The sequence below is a fragment of the Streptomyces sp. NBC_00568 genome (assembly GCF_026341855.1).
Lineage (GTDB): Bacteria > Actinomycetota > Actinomycetes > Streptomycetales > Streptomycetaceae > Streptomyces.
Genome location: NZ_JAPENW010000001.1, coordinates 660,892 through 678,020, shown reverse-complemented (window position 1 = coordinate 678,020; position 17,129 = coordinate 660,892). Strand labels below are relative to the sequence as shown.

Annotated in this window: 9 protein-coding genes; 6 read left to right on the top strand and 3 right to left on the bottom strand. The window is 72.4% G+C overall.

What is annotated here, in order from left to right; genetic code table 11:
* Positions 1–23 precede the first annotated feature (23 nt).
* Both OOK38_RS02890 and OOK38_RS02885 read right to left on the bottom strand, forming a co-directional pair.
* The gene (locus OOK38_RS02890) at positions 24–1,274 is read right to left on the bottom strand and encodes an ROK family transcriptional regulator (protein ID WP_266763655.1); all 1,251 of its coding nucleotides are present in this window, start codon (positions 1,272–1,274) and stop codon (positions 24–26) included.
* Between the two features lie 189 nt (positions 1,275–1,463).
* A complete protein-coding gene (locus OOK38_RS02885) occupies positions 1,464–2,714 on the bottom strand; it encodes an FAD-binding protein (RefSeq protein ID WP_266763656.1) in 1,251 nt (416 codons plus the stop codon).
* A gap of 176 nt (positions 2,715–2,890) precedes the next feature.
* Here OOK38_RS02885 and OOK38_RS02880 point away from each other — a divergent pair, with 176 nt between their 5' ends.
* Positions 2,891–3,898 carry a hydroxyacid dehydrogenase gene (locus OOK38_RS02880; protein ID WP_266763657.1) on the top strand — a complete coding sequence of 336 codons (1,008 nt, stop codon included), beginning with the start codon at positions 2,891–2,893 and terminating at the stop codon, positions 3,896–3,898.
* A gap of 21 nt (positions 3,899–3,919) precedes the next feature.
* On the opposite strand, the gene OOK38_RS02875 is transcribed toward OOK38_RS02880, so the two are convergent.
* Positions 3,920–4,804, bottom strand: coding sequence for an alpha/beta fold hydrolase (locus OOK38_RS02875; protein ID WP_266763658.1), 885 nt, complete (start codon positions 4,802–4,804; stop codon positions 3,920–3,922).
* 349 nt (positions 4,805–5,153) lie between these two features.
* On the opposite strand from OOK38_RS02875, the gene OOK38_RS02870 reads away from it, so the two are divergent.
* From OOK38_RS02870 to rsgA, 5 genes are all read left to right on the top strand, one after another.
* Entirely contained in the window at positions 5,154–5,816 is a 663-nt protein-coding gene (locus tag OOK38_RS02870) for a pyridoxamine 5'-phosphate oxidase family protein (RefSeq protein ID WP_266848084.1), read from the top strand.
* A gap of 71 nt (positions 5,817–5,887) precedes the next feature.
* Positions 5,888–7,210, top strand: coding sequence for a radical SAM protein (locus OOK38_RS02865; protein WP_266848083.1), 1,323 nt, complete (start codon positions 5,888–5,890; stop codon positions 7,208–7,210).
* Between the two features lie 430 nt (positions 7,211–7,640).
* Positions 7,641–9,146: a cellulose binding domain-containing protein gene (locus OOK38_RS02860; RefSeq protein ID WP_266848081.1), complete on the top strand. Its 1,506-nt coding sequence runs from the start codon at positions 7,641–7,643 to the stop codon at positions 9,144–9,146.
* Positions 9,147–9,408: 262 nt separating this feature from the next.
* Entirely contained in the window at positions 9,409–15,249 is a 5,841-nt protein-coding gene (locus tag OOK38_RS02855; RefSeq protein WP_266848079.1) for an AAA domain-containing protein, read from the top strand.
* A gap of 547 nt (positions 15,250–15,796) precedes the next feature.
* Positions 15,797–16,912, top strand: coding sequence for a ribosome small subunit-dependent GTPase A (gene rsgA, locus OOK38_RS02850; protein WP_266763663.1), 1,116 nt, complete (start codon positions 15,797–15,799; stop codon positions 16,910–16,912).
* The last annotated feature ends 217 nt before the right edge of the window (positions 16,913–17,129 follow it).

The following is a 17,129-nucleotide window of genomic DNA, read 5'->3' as shown; positions in this document are numbered from 1 at the left end:
CGCCGACGGTGCCGAGTGCGTCGTCACGCGGAGGGTGCGGTACGGCTCCGTGCGGGGGCGGCCCGCTTGGCGGCCGGCCGCTGGCCGACCGACTGGAGCGCTCCTTCGAGGGCGAACGTCGCGGCGCCGAGGCAGACCGGGTCGGTCGGAATGGGGGACAGGACGATCTCGGTGGCCGCGTAGGGGCGCCGCAGCGCGTGCCGGGCGACGGCCTCGCGCACCTCGCGCAGCAGCGGCTCCCCGAGGGTGGCCGCGACCCAGCTGCTCAGCACGACCACTTCGGGGTTGAGCAGGTTCACCAGGTCGGAGATCCCGGCGCCGAGGTAACGGGCCGTGTCGCGCACGACCTTGAGGGCCACCGGGTCCCCCGCGGCGACGCCTGCCGCGAGGGCGTCGATGGTGGCCGTCTGGTCCTCCGGATGCAGCAGGGTGCTGCCGGGGCTCGACTCCCGCAGATTCAGCATGATTCCGGGAGCACCCACGTAGGTCTCCACACAGCCGTGATTGCCGCAATGGCACAGCCGCCCGTCCAGGACGAGGGTGGTGTGGCCCCACTCGCCGGCGCTGTTGCTGACACCGCGGTGCAGTCCGCCGCCGAGCGCCAGGCCGGCGCCCACGCCGGTGCCCAGGTTGACCACGACGGCGTCGCCGCGGCCGCGGGCCGCGCCGAACCACAACTCGGCGACGGCGCAGGCGCGCAGCGGGTTGTCGAGGTACAGGGGGTAGGCGATGTGCTCCGCGAGCAGATCGAGCAACGGCACGTCGTGCCAGTCCCAGTTGGGCGCGTACTCCGCGACCCCCCTGTCGCGGTCGACCTGTCCGGGGACGCTGACGCCCACGCCCAGGACGCGCGCGCCTTCCACCCCGGCCTGCGCCACGACCGAGCTGACGGCGGCCGCGACATGCCCGACGACCTGCTCCGGGCGGCTCTCGCCGGGGCGCATGTCCTCGTCGGCGCGGGCGAGCACGTTCAGGGCGAGGTCGAACAGCTCGACGCGGACGTACGTCTCCGCGATGTCGACGCCGATGAGGGCGCCCCCCGTCGCGTTGACCGCCACCAGCCCCCGCGGGCGGCCGCCCGCGGAGTCCTCGAACCCGACCTCGGTCAGCATCCGCAGATCGAGCAGCTCACCGACGAGCGTGGCGACCGTGGCCAGACTGAGCCCGGTCGCCGTCGCCAACTCCTGCCGTGAGGTGGGCGATTCCGCGATGATCTGGCGCAGCACCTCGTAACGGTTCGCGGTGCGGATGTCGCGTGATGTGCCGCGCTTCATGGGGCTCCCCTCGCTTCCGCGCACCGGGTACCGGGCACGTCGGCCGACCAGATCTTCCGGCCGGGGTCCGGGGCGCCCCCGGGGCGGCACGGCACCGATCGCTGCCCTCGGTCCCTCCGTGCCGTGACGAGGCCCGTCGGCCCCGGCGCGGCGCAAGGCTATGGCCTGGGAGGGACTTTCGACAAGGGGTTAGGAAAGGGGGTGGAGAAAGTCCCCCACGAAGGCGTTGGTGAACGTCCCCGCCGGGTCGAGTTCGCCGACCAGGGCCCTGAAGTCGGCCAGCCGCGGCGAGCGTCCGCGCAGCACCGCGGGCGGCACGGTGAACACCTTGCCCCAGTGCGGCCGCGGCTCGAACGGCTCCAGCGCCTCCTCGACCCGCCGCACCACCGGCAGGACGGCCTCCGTGTCCGCCACCCAGGTGAAGTGCAGAGCCACGGTGTCCCGTCCGTACGCCGGACTCAGCCACTGACGGTCGGCGGCCACGGTCCGCACCTCGCAGATCTGCAGCAGCGGCGCGATCGTCCCACGGATCGCGTCCAGGGCGTGCAGCGCGTCCAGGGCGTCCGAGCGCGCCAGCAGATACTCGGACTGCAGCTCGGCTCCGCTGCTCGGGGTGAACTCGGCCCGGAAATGCGGCAGTCGCTCGTGCCAGGGGCCCGGGACGCCGAGCTGCTCGGTGCAGTTGCGCGCGGGCATCCCCGGCACGGGGTGCATGGCCCCGGTCGCGGGCGCCGCCCACGGGAAGCCGGTCACCGGCCGGTCGGTGCGCCGCTTGACCCACACCTGCCGGAAGCCGGGCCGACCCCAGTCCGTGAACAGGCTCACGCTGTACGCCGACGCCGCGACCGCCTCGAAGTCCAGTCCCTCCAGGGGGAGTTCGGTGAACACGTGCTGGCTCACCTCGAAGTCCGGTTCCAGGTCGAGGGTGAGCGCGGTGACCACCCCGAGCGCGCCCAGCGAGGTCACGGCACCGGCGAAGCGTTCGTCGCCCCGGCCGATCGTCAGGGACGAACCGTCCGCGGTGATCAGCTCGACCTCGCGCACGGCGGCGGCGAGCGACCCGTTGGTGACGCCGGACCCGTGGGTGCCCGTGGCGACCGAGCCCGCCACGGAGATGTGCGGGAGCGAGGCCATGTTGTGCAGCGCGAACCCGTGCTCGTGCACCCGGCGGGCGAGTTCGGCGTAACGGACGCCGCCCGAGACCCGTACCGTACGGGCCGTCGTGTCGACGTCCACCGCGGGCGGCAGCGCGGTCAGCGACAGCAGGACGCCGTCCGCGCCGGGTTCGGCGATCTCGTTGAAGGAATGCCCGCTGCCCAGCACGCGCACGCGAGAGCTGTCCGCGACCAGCGCGCGGAGCGCGGCGAGCGAGGAGGGCCGGTGGAGCTCCTGGGCCGCGTACGTGATGTTGCCGGCCCAGTTGGTCAGGGTCCGAGTCATCCTGGTCGTCCCTCTCCGGGAAGTCGCCGTGCGTGGTCCGTGTGATGACCACCCGGGGAACGTACCCTGCCCGTCCGCCCAGGTGGCAGACCTGTCCGTTGACCCTCTCACGTGCCGCGGCCTACCGTAGAGAGCGGTTGCTGTCGTTGGCGTCGCCGAACCGGAAGGCCACCTCCTTGCCCCAGCGTCCTGTGGCGATGTTCGCCATGACCGCCGAGAACCTGACGCGGATCTTCCCTCCGGACGCACTCGCCCGGCTGCGCGAGCTGGTGGACATCGATCTCTCCCCGGTGGCACGTGACTTCACCGATCCACGGGTACGCGCCCGCCTCGCCGACACCGAGATCCTGATCACCGGCTGGGGATGCCCCGCGCTCGACGGCGACGCGCTCGACGCGGCCCCGAAGCTGCGTGCCGTGCTGCACGCCGCCGGTTCCGTGAAGGGCTTCGCCACGCCGGAGGTGTGGGAGCGCGGGATCGTCGTGTCGTCGGCCGCCGCCGCGAACGCGCTGCCCGTCGCCGAGTACACGCTCGCCATGATCCTGCTCGCCGGCAAGGACGCCTTCGCGTACCGGGACCGCCTGCGCACCGAGCGGAGCTTCCCCCACGGCGACATCCTGCCCGGCATCGGCAACTTCGGCCGCCGCGTCGGCATCGTGGGCGCCTCCCGCATCGGCAGGCGCCTCATCGAACTGCTCCGGCCCTTCGACCTGAGGGTGAGCCTCGCCGACCCCTACGTCGACGAGGCCGGGGCCGCCGCCCTCGGTGTCCCGCTGCTGCCGCTCGCCGCGCTGCTCGGCGGCAGCGACATCGTCACCGTCCACGCCCCGCAGACCCCCGAGACCCGGCATCTGATCGGCCGCCGCGAACTCGCCCTGATGCCCCCCGGATCGGTCCTCGTCAACACGGCACGCGGCGCCCTGGTCGACCACGACGCCCTCGTCGAGGAGCTGCGCGCCGGGCGGATCAGCGCGATCCTCGATGTCACGGACCCCGAGCCGCTCCCCGCCGACTCCCCGCTGTACGACCTCCCGAACGCCTTCATCACGCCCCATCTGGCCGGTTCCCAGGGCAACGAGGTCGCCCGGCTCGGCCTGACCGTGCTGGACGAGATCGAACGCCTGCTGTCGGGAAGGGAGCCGGCGTACCGGATCGACCCGGAGGAACTGGCGCGGGCCGCCTGACCCCGGTGTTCGGAGCGTGCCTCACACGGTGGGGCGAAGCCGGCCGGCCAGAGGCTCCTGAAGGGCCGGACGGGCGAGGAACGCCGCCGTCGTCGTCACGAACCGTTCCGCGTCGTCGAGCCACGGGAAGTGCCCGGCCCCGGGCTGAACGACCAGCTCGGCGTGCGGGAACAGGTCGGCGAGGGCGGCCATCGCGGGAGGCGGGGAGTTCAGGTCGACCTCACCGGCGAGCACCAGCACCGAGCACGCCAGGCGGCCGAGCGCCGCCCGGGTGGCGTCCGGGGCGAACGCGCCGTCGAGGTGACGGGCCGCGGCCTCGTGGTTCTTGTGGGCGTCCTCCGCGGCCCGGTGCGCCCGCGCGGTCTCGTCCCAGCGCCCGTACCAGAAAGGGGCGATGGCCCGGAACGCGTCGGCGTCCCCGTTGCCGGCGACGATCGCCTCCAGCGCCGCGAACGCCTCCGGGAACCACGGCTCGTCGTGCCGCAGCCGGGCCGTCGCCGTCCTGACCTCCGGGGCGATCTCGATCCCGACGGCGTAGACGCTCGGTGTGATCAGCGCGAGCCGCGCCACGCGGTCCGGATGGCGCTGCGCGTAGAGGATCGCGAGATTCGTCCCGCCGGAGTGCGCGAGCAGGTCCATCCGGTCGAGGCCGAGGTGCTCGCGCAGGGCCTCCACGTCGTCGACCAGCCGGTCGCAGCGGTACGAGGAGGGGTCCTCGGGGGTCGCGGAGCCGCCGGTTCCGCGCGGGTCCGTCATGATCAGCCGCCGGTGCTCGGACAGGCCGCCCAGATTCCCGAGATACACGCAGTCCTGCATCGGTCCGCCCGGCAGACACACCACCGGCGAGCCGTCGCCATAGGCCTCGAAGCTCAGCTCGGTCCCGTCGTACGCGGTGAAGGCAGACATGGCCACGACTCTCGCAGCGGCGCCCGGACGGAGCAAACGAGTTCTCCGGGGATCGAGTGCGGACCGGGGGAGCCGACCGGCGGCGCGGACCGGCGGCCCGGGGCGACGTCGACCGGCAGGGCGGGGAGGCACGGACCGTGGGCGCGGACTGGCGGGGCGGCGGCTCGGCGGCGGCGGGGTGCTCGGTGTCACCAGGGTCGCGCCCGTGTCGCCGGGGGAGCTCGACCCGGCGTTCTCCGAACGACCTGCGTGGTGCACGTGATGCGGATTTAGTTGCTACAACACCTTTGGTGTGTCGATTCAGTCAATCCATGACCCACTTCCCTGCGATATCGGTATTCTCGCGACCATGGCTTACGGACCCCTCCCCGACACCGACCTCACCCGCCACCGCCGGCTGCGCGAGCAGGGCAGCCTCGACCGCGCCGATCTCGACGCCATCCTGGACGCGGGCTTCATCTGCCATCTCGGGGTGATCGTCGAGGGACGGCCGATGGTGGTGCCGACGGTGTACGGCCGGGGCGAGCGCGATCTGTACGTCCACGGGTCCGTGGCCAGCAGGAGCCTGGCCGGCGACACCCCGGTGTGCGTGACCGTGACGCACGTCGACGGACTCGTCCTGGCACGGTCCGTGTTCGAGCACGGGGTGAACTACCGGAGCGCGATGATCCACGGGGTACCCCGCAGGGTCACCGACCCCGAGGAGAAGACCGAGGCGCTGCGGCGGCTCACCGAGCACGCCACGCCCGGACAGTGGGACTACGCGCGCCGGCCCAGCCGCAAGGAACTGGCCGCGACCACCCTGCTCGCGCTCTCCCTCGAAGAGGCCTCCGTGAAGATCCGCACCGGCGCCCCGGACGACGGGGACGGGCCCGACGCCGCACTCGGTCTGTGGGCCGGCACGCTGCCGCTGACCTCGGTCTGGGGCGCGCCCGAGCCGGACCCGCTGCTGCCGCCCGGACGGCCCGCTCCCGCGCACATCGCGCGGCGCGAGGGGACCCGGCACGGCTGATGTCCGGGCGGGGGCATACCGTGAGGAGTCGAACACGACAGACGAAGCAGGTCGGGAGCGAGGAGATCGGGATGGGCAGCCGCACCGCGCTGGTCGAGGATCTGATGGAGCGGTTCCCGCACGTGCCGCGGGAAGCCGTCTTCAAGGAGGACCTGCTCCGCGGGGGTATGGCCTTCGACGCGTCCGCCCTCAGCGACAACGAGAGCGGTGAGGTCAAACCGAAGTCGTACTTCATCTTCTCCTTCGACCACGGCACCCTGCCCGAGCTGGGCGAGGCCGCGCTCCGGCGCCCGCCCGAGGAGATCATCCTCACCGGCGGCCCGTACGACCTGCGGCGCACCGTCGTGTCCGTGCGCGTCAACCCCGCCTCGCCGTACCGTGTCGCCGCCGACGACGAGGGCGTCCTCGGGCTGTACCTCGACGGGAAGCGGATCTCCGACGTCGGGGTGCCTCCGATGCCGGAGTACTACCGGCACACCCTCTCGAACGGGAAGTCCGTGATGGAGGTGGCCCCGACGATCCAGTGGGGGTACCTCATCTACCTCACGGTCTTCCGCGTGTGCCAGTACTTCGGCGCCAAGGAGGAGTGCCAGTACTGCGACATCAACCACAACTGGCGCCAGCACAAGGCCGCCGGCCGTCCGTACACCGGTGTGAAGGACGTCGAGGAGGTCCTCGAAGCGCTGGAGATCATCGACCGCTACGACACCGCGAAGGCGTCGACGGCCTACACCCTCACCGGTGGCGCGATCACCAAGACGGTCGCCGGGCGCGACGAGGCCGACTTCTACGGGCACTACGCCAAGGCCATCGAGGAGCGGTTCCCCGGGCGGTGGATCGGCAAGGTGGTGGCCCAGGCCCTGCCGCGCGACGACGTGCAGCGGTTCAAGGACTACGGCGTGCAGATCTACCACCCCAACTACGAGGTGTGGGACCGCCGTCTGTTCGAGCTGTACTGCCCCGGCAAGGAGCGTTACGTCGGCAGGGACGAGTGGCACAAGCGCATCCTCGACTCCGCCGAGATCTTCGGCGCGCGCAATGTGATCCCCAACTTCGTCGCGGGCGTGGAGATGGCCGAGCCGTTCGGCTTCACCACCGTCGACGAGGCCATCGCGTCGACGACCGAGGGGCTGCGCTTCTTCATGTCGCACGGCATCACGCCCCGCTTCACCACCTGGTGCCCGGAGCCGACGACGCCGCTCGGCAAGGCCAACCCGCAGGGTGCGCCGCTGGAGTACCACATCCGCCTGCTCGAGGCCTACCGCGCCACGATGGACGACTTCGGGCTCAAGTCGCCGCCCGGATACGGAGAGCCGGGTCCGGGCCGCGCGGTCTTCTCCGTCAGCTCCTTCATGGACAGCCTTCCCGCGCAGGAGCCGGCCAACCAGGTGTGACCCGCGCCCCGAGGCGCACCCGCACGGCCCGGACGTCATCCGTACGTCCGGGCCGTGCGCTGTGGTGCCATGTGCCGCTGAGTCATGTGCGGCTGGGCCGTGCGCCGCAGTGCCGTGTGCCGCGTCGCACCGTGCCCGTTCCGTACCAAGTCGGCGCCGCACCGGCGGGGGGAGTGGTGGGTCTTGTGAAAGTTGAAGCGATCGATCCCCCACGGCCCGCGGTCCGTACGACACTCGGGGCGCCGGAAGCCGGACGGGCCCGCCGTGTGATCGCGCGACCACGCGATGTGAATACGCCGCTTGTCAGTTGTGTCGAAACCGTGAAAGGCTCTGGCCCGTTGTTGAGACGGTCTCCAACTCCCCAATGAAACAAGGCGAGTTGGGCGTTGTGTGACGTTGCACATGGAAGCAGTGGATGCAGGAGCCCCCCATGCCAGACCTGCCGACCCCCCAGGATGCCGCCGAGGCCGCGCTGTTCTCGGAATGCTGGGACGCGGTCCTGTCGTACGCCGACCTGTGCACATCGGGTTCCGCCGCTGCCACCCAGCTGGCCACCGAGGCGTTCACCCATGGAATCCATGAGGCGCGCGCGGTCGGGGTCCGCTCGAAGAATACCGGCCGCAGAACCCCCCGGCTGCCCCGGATCCCCTTGCTGCTGAGCTCGGTTCGGACCAGCGCGGCCGCCTGGGAGGCGCACGGTCAGGGCCACCGTCTGGACCCCGACCTCAGGCTGTGGCTCAACTCCGAGAAGGCCGCCCGCTACACCGGACCTCCCCTGCACCGCCCGATCGCGCTGCGCGGCCTGAGGGATCTTCAGGAAGCCGACGCGGCCCTGCTGTGGCTGGTCGAGGTGGAGGCGCTCCCGCTGCCCGCGGTGGCCCGGCGGCTGGGTCTCGACCCGGTGGCGGCCGCCGAGGAACTCGGCCAGGTGCGGGCGCTGTTCAGGGACCGGTGCCATCGCAACCACCTCGACACCCCGATGGACACCAACTGCCGCAGCTACGCCCGGCTCCTCGACGCGGTCACCCGGTCACCGGGCGCCGAGACGCCCGAGGACCTCTCGCAGCACCTCGCCCGCTGTGTGGAGTGCGCGGAGGCGGCCGGCTGTCTGCGGCTGCACGGCGGCGGGCTGCCCGCCGCGCTCGCGGGCGGGGTGATCGGCTGGGGCGGCCTCGCCTATCTGGAACGCAGGCGCCGCGCCGCCGAAGCCGGGCTGGCCGGCGGGCGCACGGACGCGGCCGTGGACACCGGCATCGCCGAGGCCAAGGCCGACGCGCCCCGGATCGGCCGCACCGGGCTGCTGGTCGCCGCCGTCATCGTCTCCGGCCTCGCGCTCACCGTCTCCCTGATGCCCTTCGGCGCCGGAGACGAGGGCGGCGCCGTCGCGAGCGGTGGCTCGGCCGACCGTCAGCCGGTGGCCGACCCGGGTGTGGTGTCCCCGTCGGCGACCAACCGCGGCGCGGGCTCGCTCGTCTCGCCCGAGCCCGGGGCCCCGAGCGCCGGGACGGGCTCGAAATCCGATCCCGAGCCCCAGGGCACCTCCTCGCCCTCGTCCTCGGCCCGCGCCGCCGGCAGGACCCCGGATTCCTCGAAGCCCGCGGACTCCACGAAGAGCGCCGCGTCCTGCGAGGTGACCTACGACATCGTCAGCGAGTGGCCGGACGGCTTCCAGGCCACCGTCACCGTCACGTCCGTCGAAGCCCTCGACTCCTGGCAGATCGCCTGGACCTTCGACGACGGCCAGCGGGTGTCGCAGATGTGGGACGGCACGTACGACCAGCACGGCTCCCGGGTGACCGTGACCGCCGCCGACTACAACAAGTCGGTCGCCGCGGGCGGTTCCTTCGCCGTCGGTTTCAACGGCACCTGGCAGGACGGGAACACGGCCCCCGACGCCTTCACCCTCAACGGCGACCGCTGCACGACCGCTCACTGACGCGTCGGCCCGTCGATCCCCCGATTCGGCCGAGGGTCCGACGGGGCCCCGGACGCGATGTCACACCGAGCACGCGACCCGGAGCCCGCGGCGAGGCCGGAGCGCCGGTCGCGGAGGGCAAGGTACAGGGAAGGGCCTGTTCGCGCCGAGGAGCCGAGGAGAACTGTCGGAGGACGGGCTGCCAATCCCCGGTGTCAGCGCGTGCGCATAGGATGCGCACGCGTTCTTCACAAAGTGGTCACGTCAGGTCAGCGAGGTCATCGTGTCCGTCCCCGCCGCTCCCTCCTCCTCCGCCGTCCCGTCCGGGACCCCCGCGCCCGAGGATGCCGTCCGCCAGATCTTCCGGTATCTCGCGGAGGTCGGCGAGAGCCGCACCAAGCCGGTGCGCAACCATGACGACTCGCGTCACCGGATCTGGTTCTCGGAACTGCCCGATACCTTCGCGTCGTTTCTGACGGACAGCGTGCCCGGCGAGAGCCCGCTCTGGCTCCGGGCCGACCGCCCGGTCCGTCACGATCCGCCCGGCCCGCCGGACCTCCTCGCACACTGGCTGGACAACACGCAGATACGGGACTCCGGACGGCAGGACGCACCCACGCCCACGGTCGTCGCCGAACTGCCGTCGTCCACCGTGTCGGCGGGCGGCAGCGCCGAGCGCGGCACCGTCACCGTCGCCCTCGACGACTTCCGGCTCCGCGACGAGGTCCTCGCTCAGCACCGCACCTGGGCCGCCGCATGGATGCGCTGGGCCGAGCAGGACCGCACGGTGAAGCCGGTGATGCGCGCCTACGATCAGCTCTACCGCATCCATGAGGACACCACCGACCTCGGCGAGAGCTACGAACTCGTCGTCGGCTTCGGTCATCTGGCCTGGTCCGCCGCGGGTGAGCGGGTGCGTCGTCATCTCGTCACCTGCCGGGCTGTCATCGCCATCGACGCGGTCACGGGAGCCATCACCGTCGGACCGGACCCCGAGAGCGGCGCACCGGTGCTCGAGGAGTCCATGCTCGACGCCGACCAGAAGGCTCGCGCGCACACCCGCGCCCTTGTCCAGCAGGATCTCGAAGAGGCCGGAGACACGACCGACCCCTTCGCGGTGGAGCCTCTGCACCGGGCGCTCAATGCCTGGGTGATCGCCGCCCACGAGGCGGGCCGGTACGAGCGCGGTGCCGAACGGCCCCGCTCGGCGGGCGATCCCGCGGTCCCCGTCGTCGGCTTCGCCCCCATGCTGATTCTGCGGGAGCGGACCAAGCGCAGCATGCTCGACGCCCTGCGCGGCGTCGCGGCACGCGTGGAACAGGGCGCGGAGCCGACGGCCCTGCTGCGTGCCATCGCGGGCGCGGGCGGTGACACCCGCCTCGGCGACCTCGAAGGGGACGATCGCGGGAGCGGCGGGACGCGCGGCCACCGCCAGGAGCTGTATTTCGCGCTGCCGTCCAACGACGAACAGCGCACCATCGCCGAGCGGCTGACGGACCGCGACCTGGTCGTCGTCCAGGGACCGCCCGGCACCGGAAAGACCCATACGATCGCCAATCTGGTCACCGATCTGCTGGCCCACGGGCGGCGCGTACTGATCACCAGCCATACGGCACGAGCGCTGAAGGTCCTCAAGGACAAACTGCCCGGGAGCATCCGCGAACTGTGCGTCAGCCGCACCGACGACAGCGCCGCCCAGCAGGAACTGGAGCAGTCGGTCAAGGCGATCCTCGACCGGCAGGGCGACTTCTCCGCGCGGACGTATCTCCGGCACATCAAGGAGCACGAGGAGCGCCTGGCGAAAGCCCGTTCCACCCAGGCGGGAGCGCTGAAGGCCCTCCGTGCGCTGCGCGAACGGGAGACCTATCGGCACCCGGCCGACATCGGCGACTACCAGGGCACCCTGGCGGGAATCGCCGCCCGCCTGCATTCGGAACGCGACCGGCTGAACTGGATCGGTTCCGTACCGGCCGACGTCCCGACCGCCGACGCGGCGGCATGCGCGGAGCTGCGGCGCGCCTCCCTCGCCTTCACCACCCGCGACCGGGCCCTGGCCGCCGGATCCAGTGCCGCCCTGCCCGACCCGGCGGAGCTGCTCTCCGCGCACGGATTCGCCGATGCGGTGACGGCGATCCGGGCCGCCGACACGGACCTGGCGGCGCTGCGCGCGGACGGTACGGTGTCCCGGCTCGACGACGCCGTCTCCGGACTCTCCGCCGCCGCTCAGGACCGACTCGCCACCGCCCTCGACGGCCTCGCGGGGGACCTCGCCACCACGACGGCCGATGCCGCGCCCTGGGCCGCGCACCTGCGCGAGGAAGTACTCGCCGGACGGGACTTCGACCTGCGGAGCCGCCTGGAGCGGACCGAGGCGGCCGTCGACGCGGCCGAGACGCTGGCCGCGTCCCTCGGCGGCGTGCTCGTCAGCGGCCTGGAGGCGTACGACGTCCCCACGGCGCTCGGCCTCGCCGGAACGTTGCGCGACGGATTGGCGTCCGGGGAGAAGCTGCGCGGGCCGCTGGGCCTCAAGTCGAAGCTGCGCAAGGCCGTCGGGGACTTCCCGGAGACCGTGCGGGTCGACGGACAGGCGGTCGCCACCGAGTCCGCCGCCGTGGTCGTCCTGGACCGCGTCCGACTGGAGAGGCGCCTCCACGAGATCGAGAGCGAATGGGGCGACGGCGGCACCGCCGCCTGGACGGCGACCGCCCGGCGTACCGCGAGGCTCCGCCAGGATGCCGCCACGCTCACCGCGCTCGCCCGTCTCGCAGACCGGCGGGCGGACGTCCTGGCAGCCGCGGCGGCGGCGCCCGGCCTGGCCGGACGGTCCTGGCACACGGACGACACCGCGCAGGCCGTACGCCGTCTGCTGCGGGCCCGCGCCACCCGCCGCGCCGCCGGGGAGCACCGCGCACGGATCGCCGCGACGCTCGAGGCGCTCAGGGCCGCGGCGCACCGGCGGGGCGCGTCACCGGTCGTGGACCGGGCACGCGTCGCCGCCGAGACACAGGACACCGCCGCCTACGCCGCGGCGGTCGGAGAACTGGACGACCTGCGTGAGGCGCTGCGTCTGAAGCGGGAGTGCGACGCGGCGTACACGGTGGTCGCCGCGCAGGTGCCCGACCTCGCGGACGCACTGGAGTCGACCGCGGAAGACCCCGTGTGGGACCACCGGCTGCCCGACTACGAACGGGCATGGGCCTGGTCGGCCTGGCACCGGCGGATGCACGAGCTCACCGACCCCGAAGCCGAGTCCGTCCAGATGCGCCGGCTCGCGGAGGCGGACGCCGACATCCGCATCAGCCTCGAACGCCTCGCGGCCGACAAGGCCTGGTACAGCTGCCTGTCCAGACTGACCGACGACCAGGCCGTAGCCCTCACGTCGTATCAGCAGAGCGTGCGGAAGCTCGGCAAGGGCACCGGCAAGTACGCCCCGGTCTACCGGCGCCAGGCCCGCGAGAGCCTGCACGAGAGCCAGGAAGCGGTGCCCGCCTGGATCATGCCGCTCCACCAGGTGACCGAGACCGTCCCGATGGACCGGCCGGGCCGCTTCGACGTCGTCATCATCGACGAAGCGAGCCAGTCGGGTCCCGAAGCGCTGCTGCTCGCCTGGCTCGGTTCGAAGATCATCGTGGTGGGCGACGACCAGCAGGTCAGCCCGGCCAACGTGGGCATCGACCACGACGAACTCTTCTCCCTGCAGCGGCGCATGCTCGGCGGACTGCCCGCGTCCCGCCGCAATCTGTTCACGCCCACCGCCAGCCTCTTCGACATCGCGTCCGGCCTCGCCGGCGGGCGCGGCAGATTGATGCTCCAGGAGCACTTCCGGTGCATGCCGGAGATCATCGGCTTCTCCAACGCGCTCTGCTACGGGGGCAGGCTCCAGCCGCTGCGTCAGTACGGCGCCGGCCGGCTGCGGCCGCTGCGTTCCGTGCACATCGTGGACGGCCATGTGGAAGGAACCGGGCAGAAACAGTTCAACCGGCCCGAGGCGGAGCGCGTCGTGGACGAGATCGCCCGGTGCATCGACGACCCCGCCTACCGGGGCCGCACCATGGGCGTGATCACCCTGCTCGGTGCCGGGCAGAAGTTCCTCATCGAGGATCTGCTCGCCGACCGGATCCCGCTGGACGAGCGGCAGCGGCGCCGGCTGCGCGTCGGCAACGCGGAGGAGTTCCAGGGCGACGAGCGCGACATCGTCTTCATCAGCCTGGTGGCCTCACTCGCCGGTGCCGACGGCGCGCGGCGCATCGGCCCTTACAGCAGCACACTCGCCCGGCAGCACATCAACGTCGCCGCCTCCCGCGCCCGCGACCAGGTCTGGCTCTTCCACAGCGTGACGCTGACCGAGCTCGGCGAGACCGATCTGCGCCGTGGCTACCTCGACTGGTTCTCCAGGCCCGCGGAGGAGCAGGACGGGGCCGTGGCCGGCGAGGTCAGGCCGGACGAGCCCCATGACGCCTTCGACAGTCTCTTCGAGCAGCGCGTCTACCTGGCGTTGCGCGAACGCGGCTACCGCGTGCGCCCGCAGTACCCCGCAGGCCGCTACCGCATCGACCTGGTGGTCGAGGGCGGCACGAAGAGGCTCGCGGTGGAGTGCGACGGCGACGCCTTCCACACGGAGGAGAACGCGGACGCCGACGCGGCGCGTCAGCGGGAACTGGAGCGAGTGGGCTGGACCTTCGTCCGCATCCGGGGAAGCCGGTTCTTCCTGGATCCGGAGAAGGCCCTCGAGCCACTGTGGACCGAGCTGGAACGGCTCGGTATCGAGACCGCGGCGAGGAGCGCGGGCGGCACGTCACCTCGTGAGGCCGGCACGTCGCCCCGTGAGGCCGTCACGTCGCCCCGTGAGGCCGGCACGTCATCTCGTGAGGTCGGCGCGTCACCTAGTGATGCCGGCACGAGTCGGCGGCCGAGGCCGGTTCCGGAGCCGGAGGCGACGCGGGTTCCGCAGCCTGTGGCCCGGGTGATTCCGTCCCCCCGGGCCGCCGCGCCGTCCGAGGAGATCCCGGCAGCGCCGGAGGTTTCCGGGGCACCGGTGGACGCGGAGGATCCCGAGCCCGCTGGCGCCGCCCCCGAACCCCGTACCGCCCCGGCGGTCACGGCCCGCGGCCCGGGCCCGGACGACACCCGGCAGGTTTGGACGGCCGACCCCTCGCGCTTCGTCTCCGCCGCCTGGCTGCACCGGGACGAGGTGAACGCCGCCCAGCACGCGTTCAGCCTGCGCCGCACCGTGCCCTTCCGGCAGGGGGAACGTGCCGCGGGCTCAGCCCGTTTTCTTCCGCAGGCGGGTGCCCCCGGTCACCCTGGCGCGGACGCGGTCGAGATCGTGCGTGACGGGAAGCCTGTGCTCAGGCTCGGCCATGACGAGGTCCATGCCATGATCCGGTCGGCGATCGGCAGGGTCGACGTTCCGGTCCTGGTCGACGGCCGGCAGTGGGCGCTGGTACGTCACCATGCCTCGTACTCCGACGCGGCGCTGAAGCATGGCTGTACGACGGAGCTGCTGAGGCCGAAGGCGAGCCCTCGGGTCACTGCCGAGGCGGGTCCCGAGCCGACCCTCAGGACGACGCCCCAGGCGGCCGGCGGGAGGAGGAACGGGGCCCGCAAGCAGGTGCGGGCCTCGGTCCGCGACCAGGCGGCGGCTCCCTACCGCCCGGCCGCGCCCGATACGCTCCGGATCAAGGTCGACAGGCTCTCGACGAACGCCTACCGGCGGGTCAGGCGCGAACTGGACCGGGTGCAGGACGCGTTGAACCTGCCCGTCCCGGAGATCGTCGCCGTCGACTCGTCCTCACGCAAGGGGCAGCTGGCCGAGCACGAGAAGCGGCGCGAGTCCTTGAGGGACCGCCAGGAATTCCTCCGGGCCGTGCTCGATCAGGTGGTGCCCGATCCCTCGTTCAGGGGCGGGGCGCGGATCACTCCGGGCTGCCTGGTGGGGGTGGAGGACGAGGACGGCACCACGGTCTACGAGGTGGCCCTGCTGCCGGGCGGGGAGGGCGAGAGGCTGAGCCCGTACTCCGCGATGGGCGAGGCCCTCATGTGGAGGGAAGTCGGGGACGTGGTCGGCTACGTCAGCGGTCCCGGGCGGCGGCGGAGCGTGACGGTTCGGTTCATCGAGGACTGACCGGGGGATCCATGGGCGGCGACGCCTCTGCCGGTCGGCGACGGTACGCCGCGGCCGGCCGGCGGAGAGCCGAACAGCGGCCCTGGCGATGCACCGGGTGCTCGCTGGTCCAGCCGGTGGCGCCCTGCCGCGTGGCGCGTGCGACCGTCGGCGTCGAACGACTCCACGAGCGCGTCGCGTTCGCCGCCTGCCTGCCTGCCTGCATGCCTGCCCGCTCGCCCGCTCGCCCGCTCGCCTGTCCAAGGGGCCGGCATCCGGCGGTTCATGGGGGTGGCGGGCACAGCCGCTCCACTCCGGGGCTCCTCGAGGGAAAAAGAGGTGGCCTCCCACCGAGACCTGCGGCTAGGGTTGTCTCGTTCCCAGGCGACCGGTGGTCGCCGTCTGCCGGCTGAGTGAGTTCCAGGAGGTGTGACCGATGGCTGTCTCTGTGAAGGGCGCTGCCCGCATCCAGAAGTTCATCAAGTCCACCTCCGTGGCCGCCGGCTGACCTTCCTCTTCCTTCGCGCCGCAGTGCGCGTCGCCGGGGCCGCCCTTTGAAGGGTCTCCCTTGACTTCCAGCTCCACCTTCCCGACTCCGTCCCTTTCCCTGGGTCTTTCCCCGCTCGCTCCTTACGGCTGGGACGACGCCTGGGCGGACGAGTTCGCTCCCTACGACTCCGAAGGGCTCGTCGCCGGACGGGTGATCCGGGTCGACCGCGGCCAGTGCGACGTGGTCACCGCCGACGGGGTCATCCGCGCCGACACCGCCTTCGTGACACCGCACGACCCGATGCGGGTCGTGTGCACCGGCGACTGGGTCGCCGTCGAACCGTCCGGCAACCCGCGCTACGTACGGGCGTACCTGCCACGACGTACGGCCTTCGTGCGTTCCACCTCCTCCAAGCGGTCCGAGGGGCAGATCCTCGCGGCCAACGTCGACCACGCGGTCGTCGCCGTGTCGCTCGCCGTGGAACTCGACCTCGGCCGCGTCGAACGCTTCCTCGCGCTGGCCTGGGAGTCCGGCGCGCAGCCCGTGGTCGTCCTCACCAAGGCCGACCTGGTGCCGGAGGCGGCGACCCTCGCGCACCTCGTCGAGGACGTGGAGACCACCGCCCCGGGGGTTCCCGTCCTCGCCGTCAGCTCCTCGACCGGGGAGGGGCTGGACATCCTCGAAGCGGTGCTCGCCGGAGGCACGGCGGTCCTGCTCGGGCAGTCCGGAGCGGGCAAGTCGACCCTGGCCAACGCGCTGCTGGGCGAGGACGTCATGGACGTCCAGGCCACCCGCGACATGGACGGCAAGGGACGGCACACCACGACGACCCGCAACCTCCTCGCGCTGCCGGGCGGCGGTGTCCTCATCGACACCCCGGGGCTGCGCGGGGTCGGGCTCTGGGACGCCGAGAGCGGCGTCGGGCAGGTGTTCTCCGAGATCGAGGAGTTCGCCGCCGACTGCCGCTTCCAGGACTGCGCCCATGTCGCCGAGCCCGGGTGCGCGGTTCTGGCGGCCGTCGACTCCGGTGATCTGCCGGAGCGGCGTCTCGAGAGCTACCGCAAGCTGCTCCGCGAGAACCAGCGGATCGTCGCCAAGACGGACGCCCGCGTGCGCGCCGAGATCCGCCGGGACTGGAAGCGCAAGGGAGCGGAGGGGCGCGCCGCGATGGAGGCCAAGCGCGGGCGCTGGTAGCCGAGAGAGGGCGGAGGAGCGCGGCCCACCCGCGCTCCCCACCCTCGCCCCCGTCTCCGCTCCCGCCCGGCTCCGCTGCCGTCCGAGTCCGCCCAGCGTGGCTGGACCAGTCCCAGCGGTGGCTGGACCGGTCCCAGCGTGGCTGGACCAGCCCTAGCGGTGGCCGGGCCAGTCCCAGCGTGGCCGGGCCAGCCCTAGCGGTGGCCGGGCCAGTCCC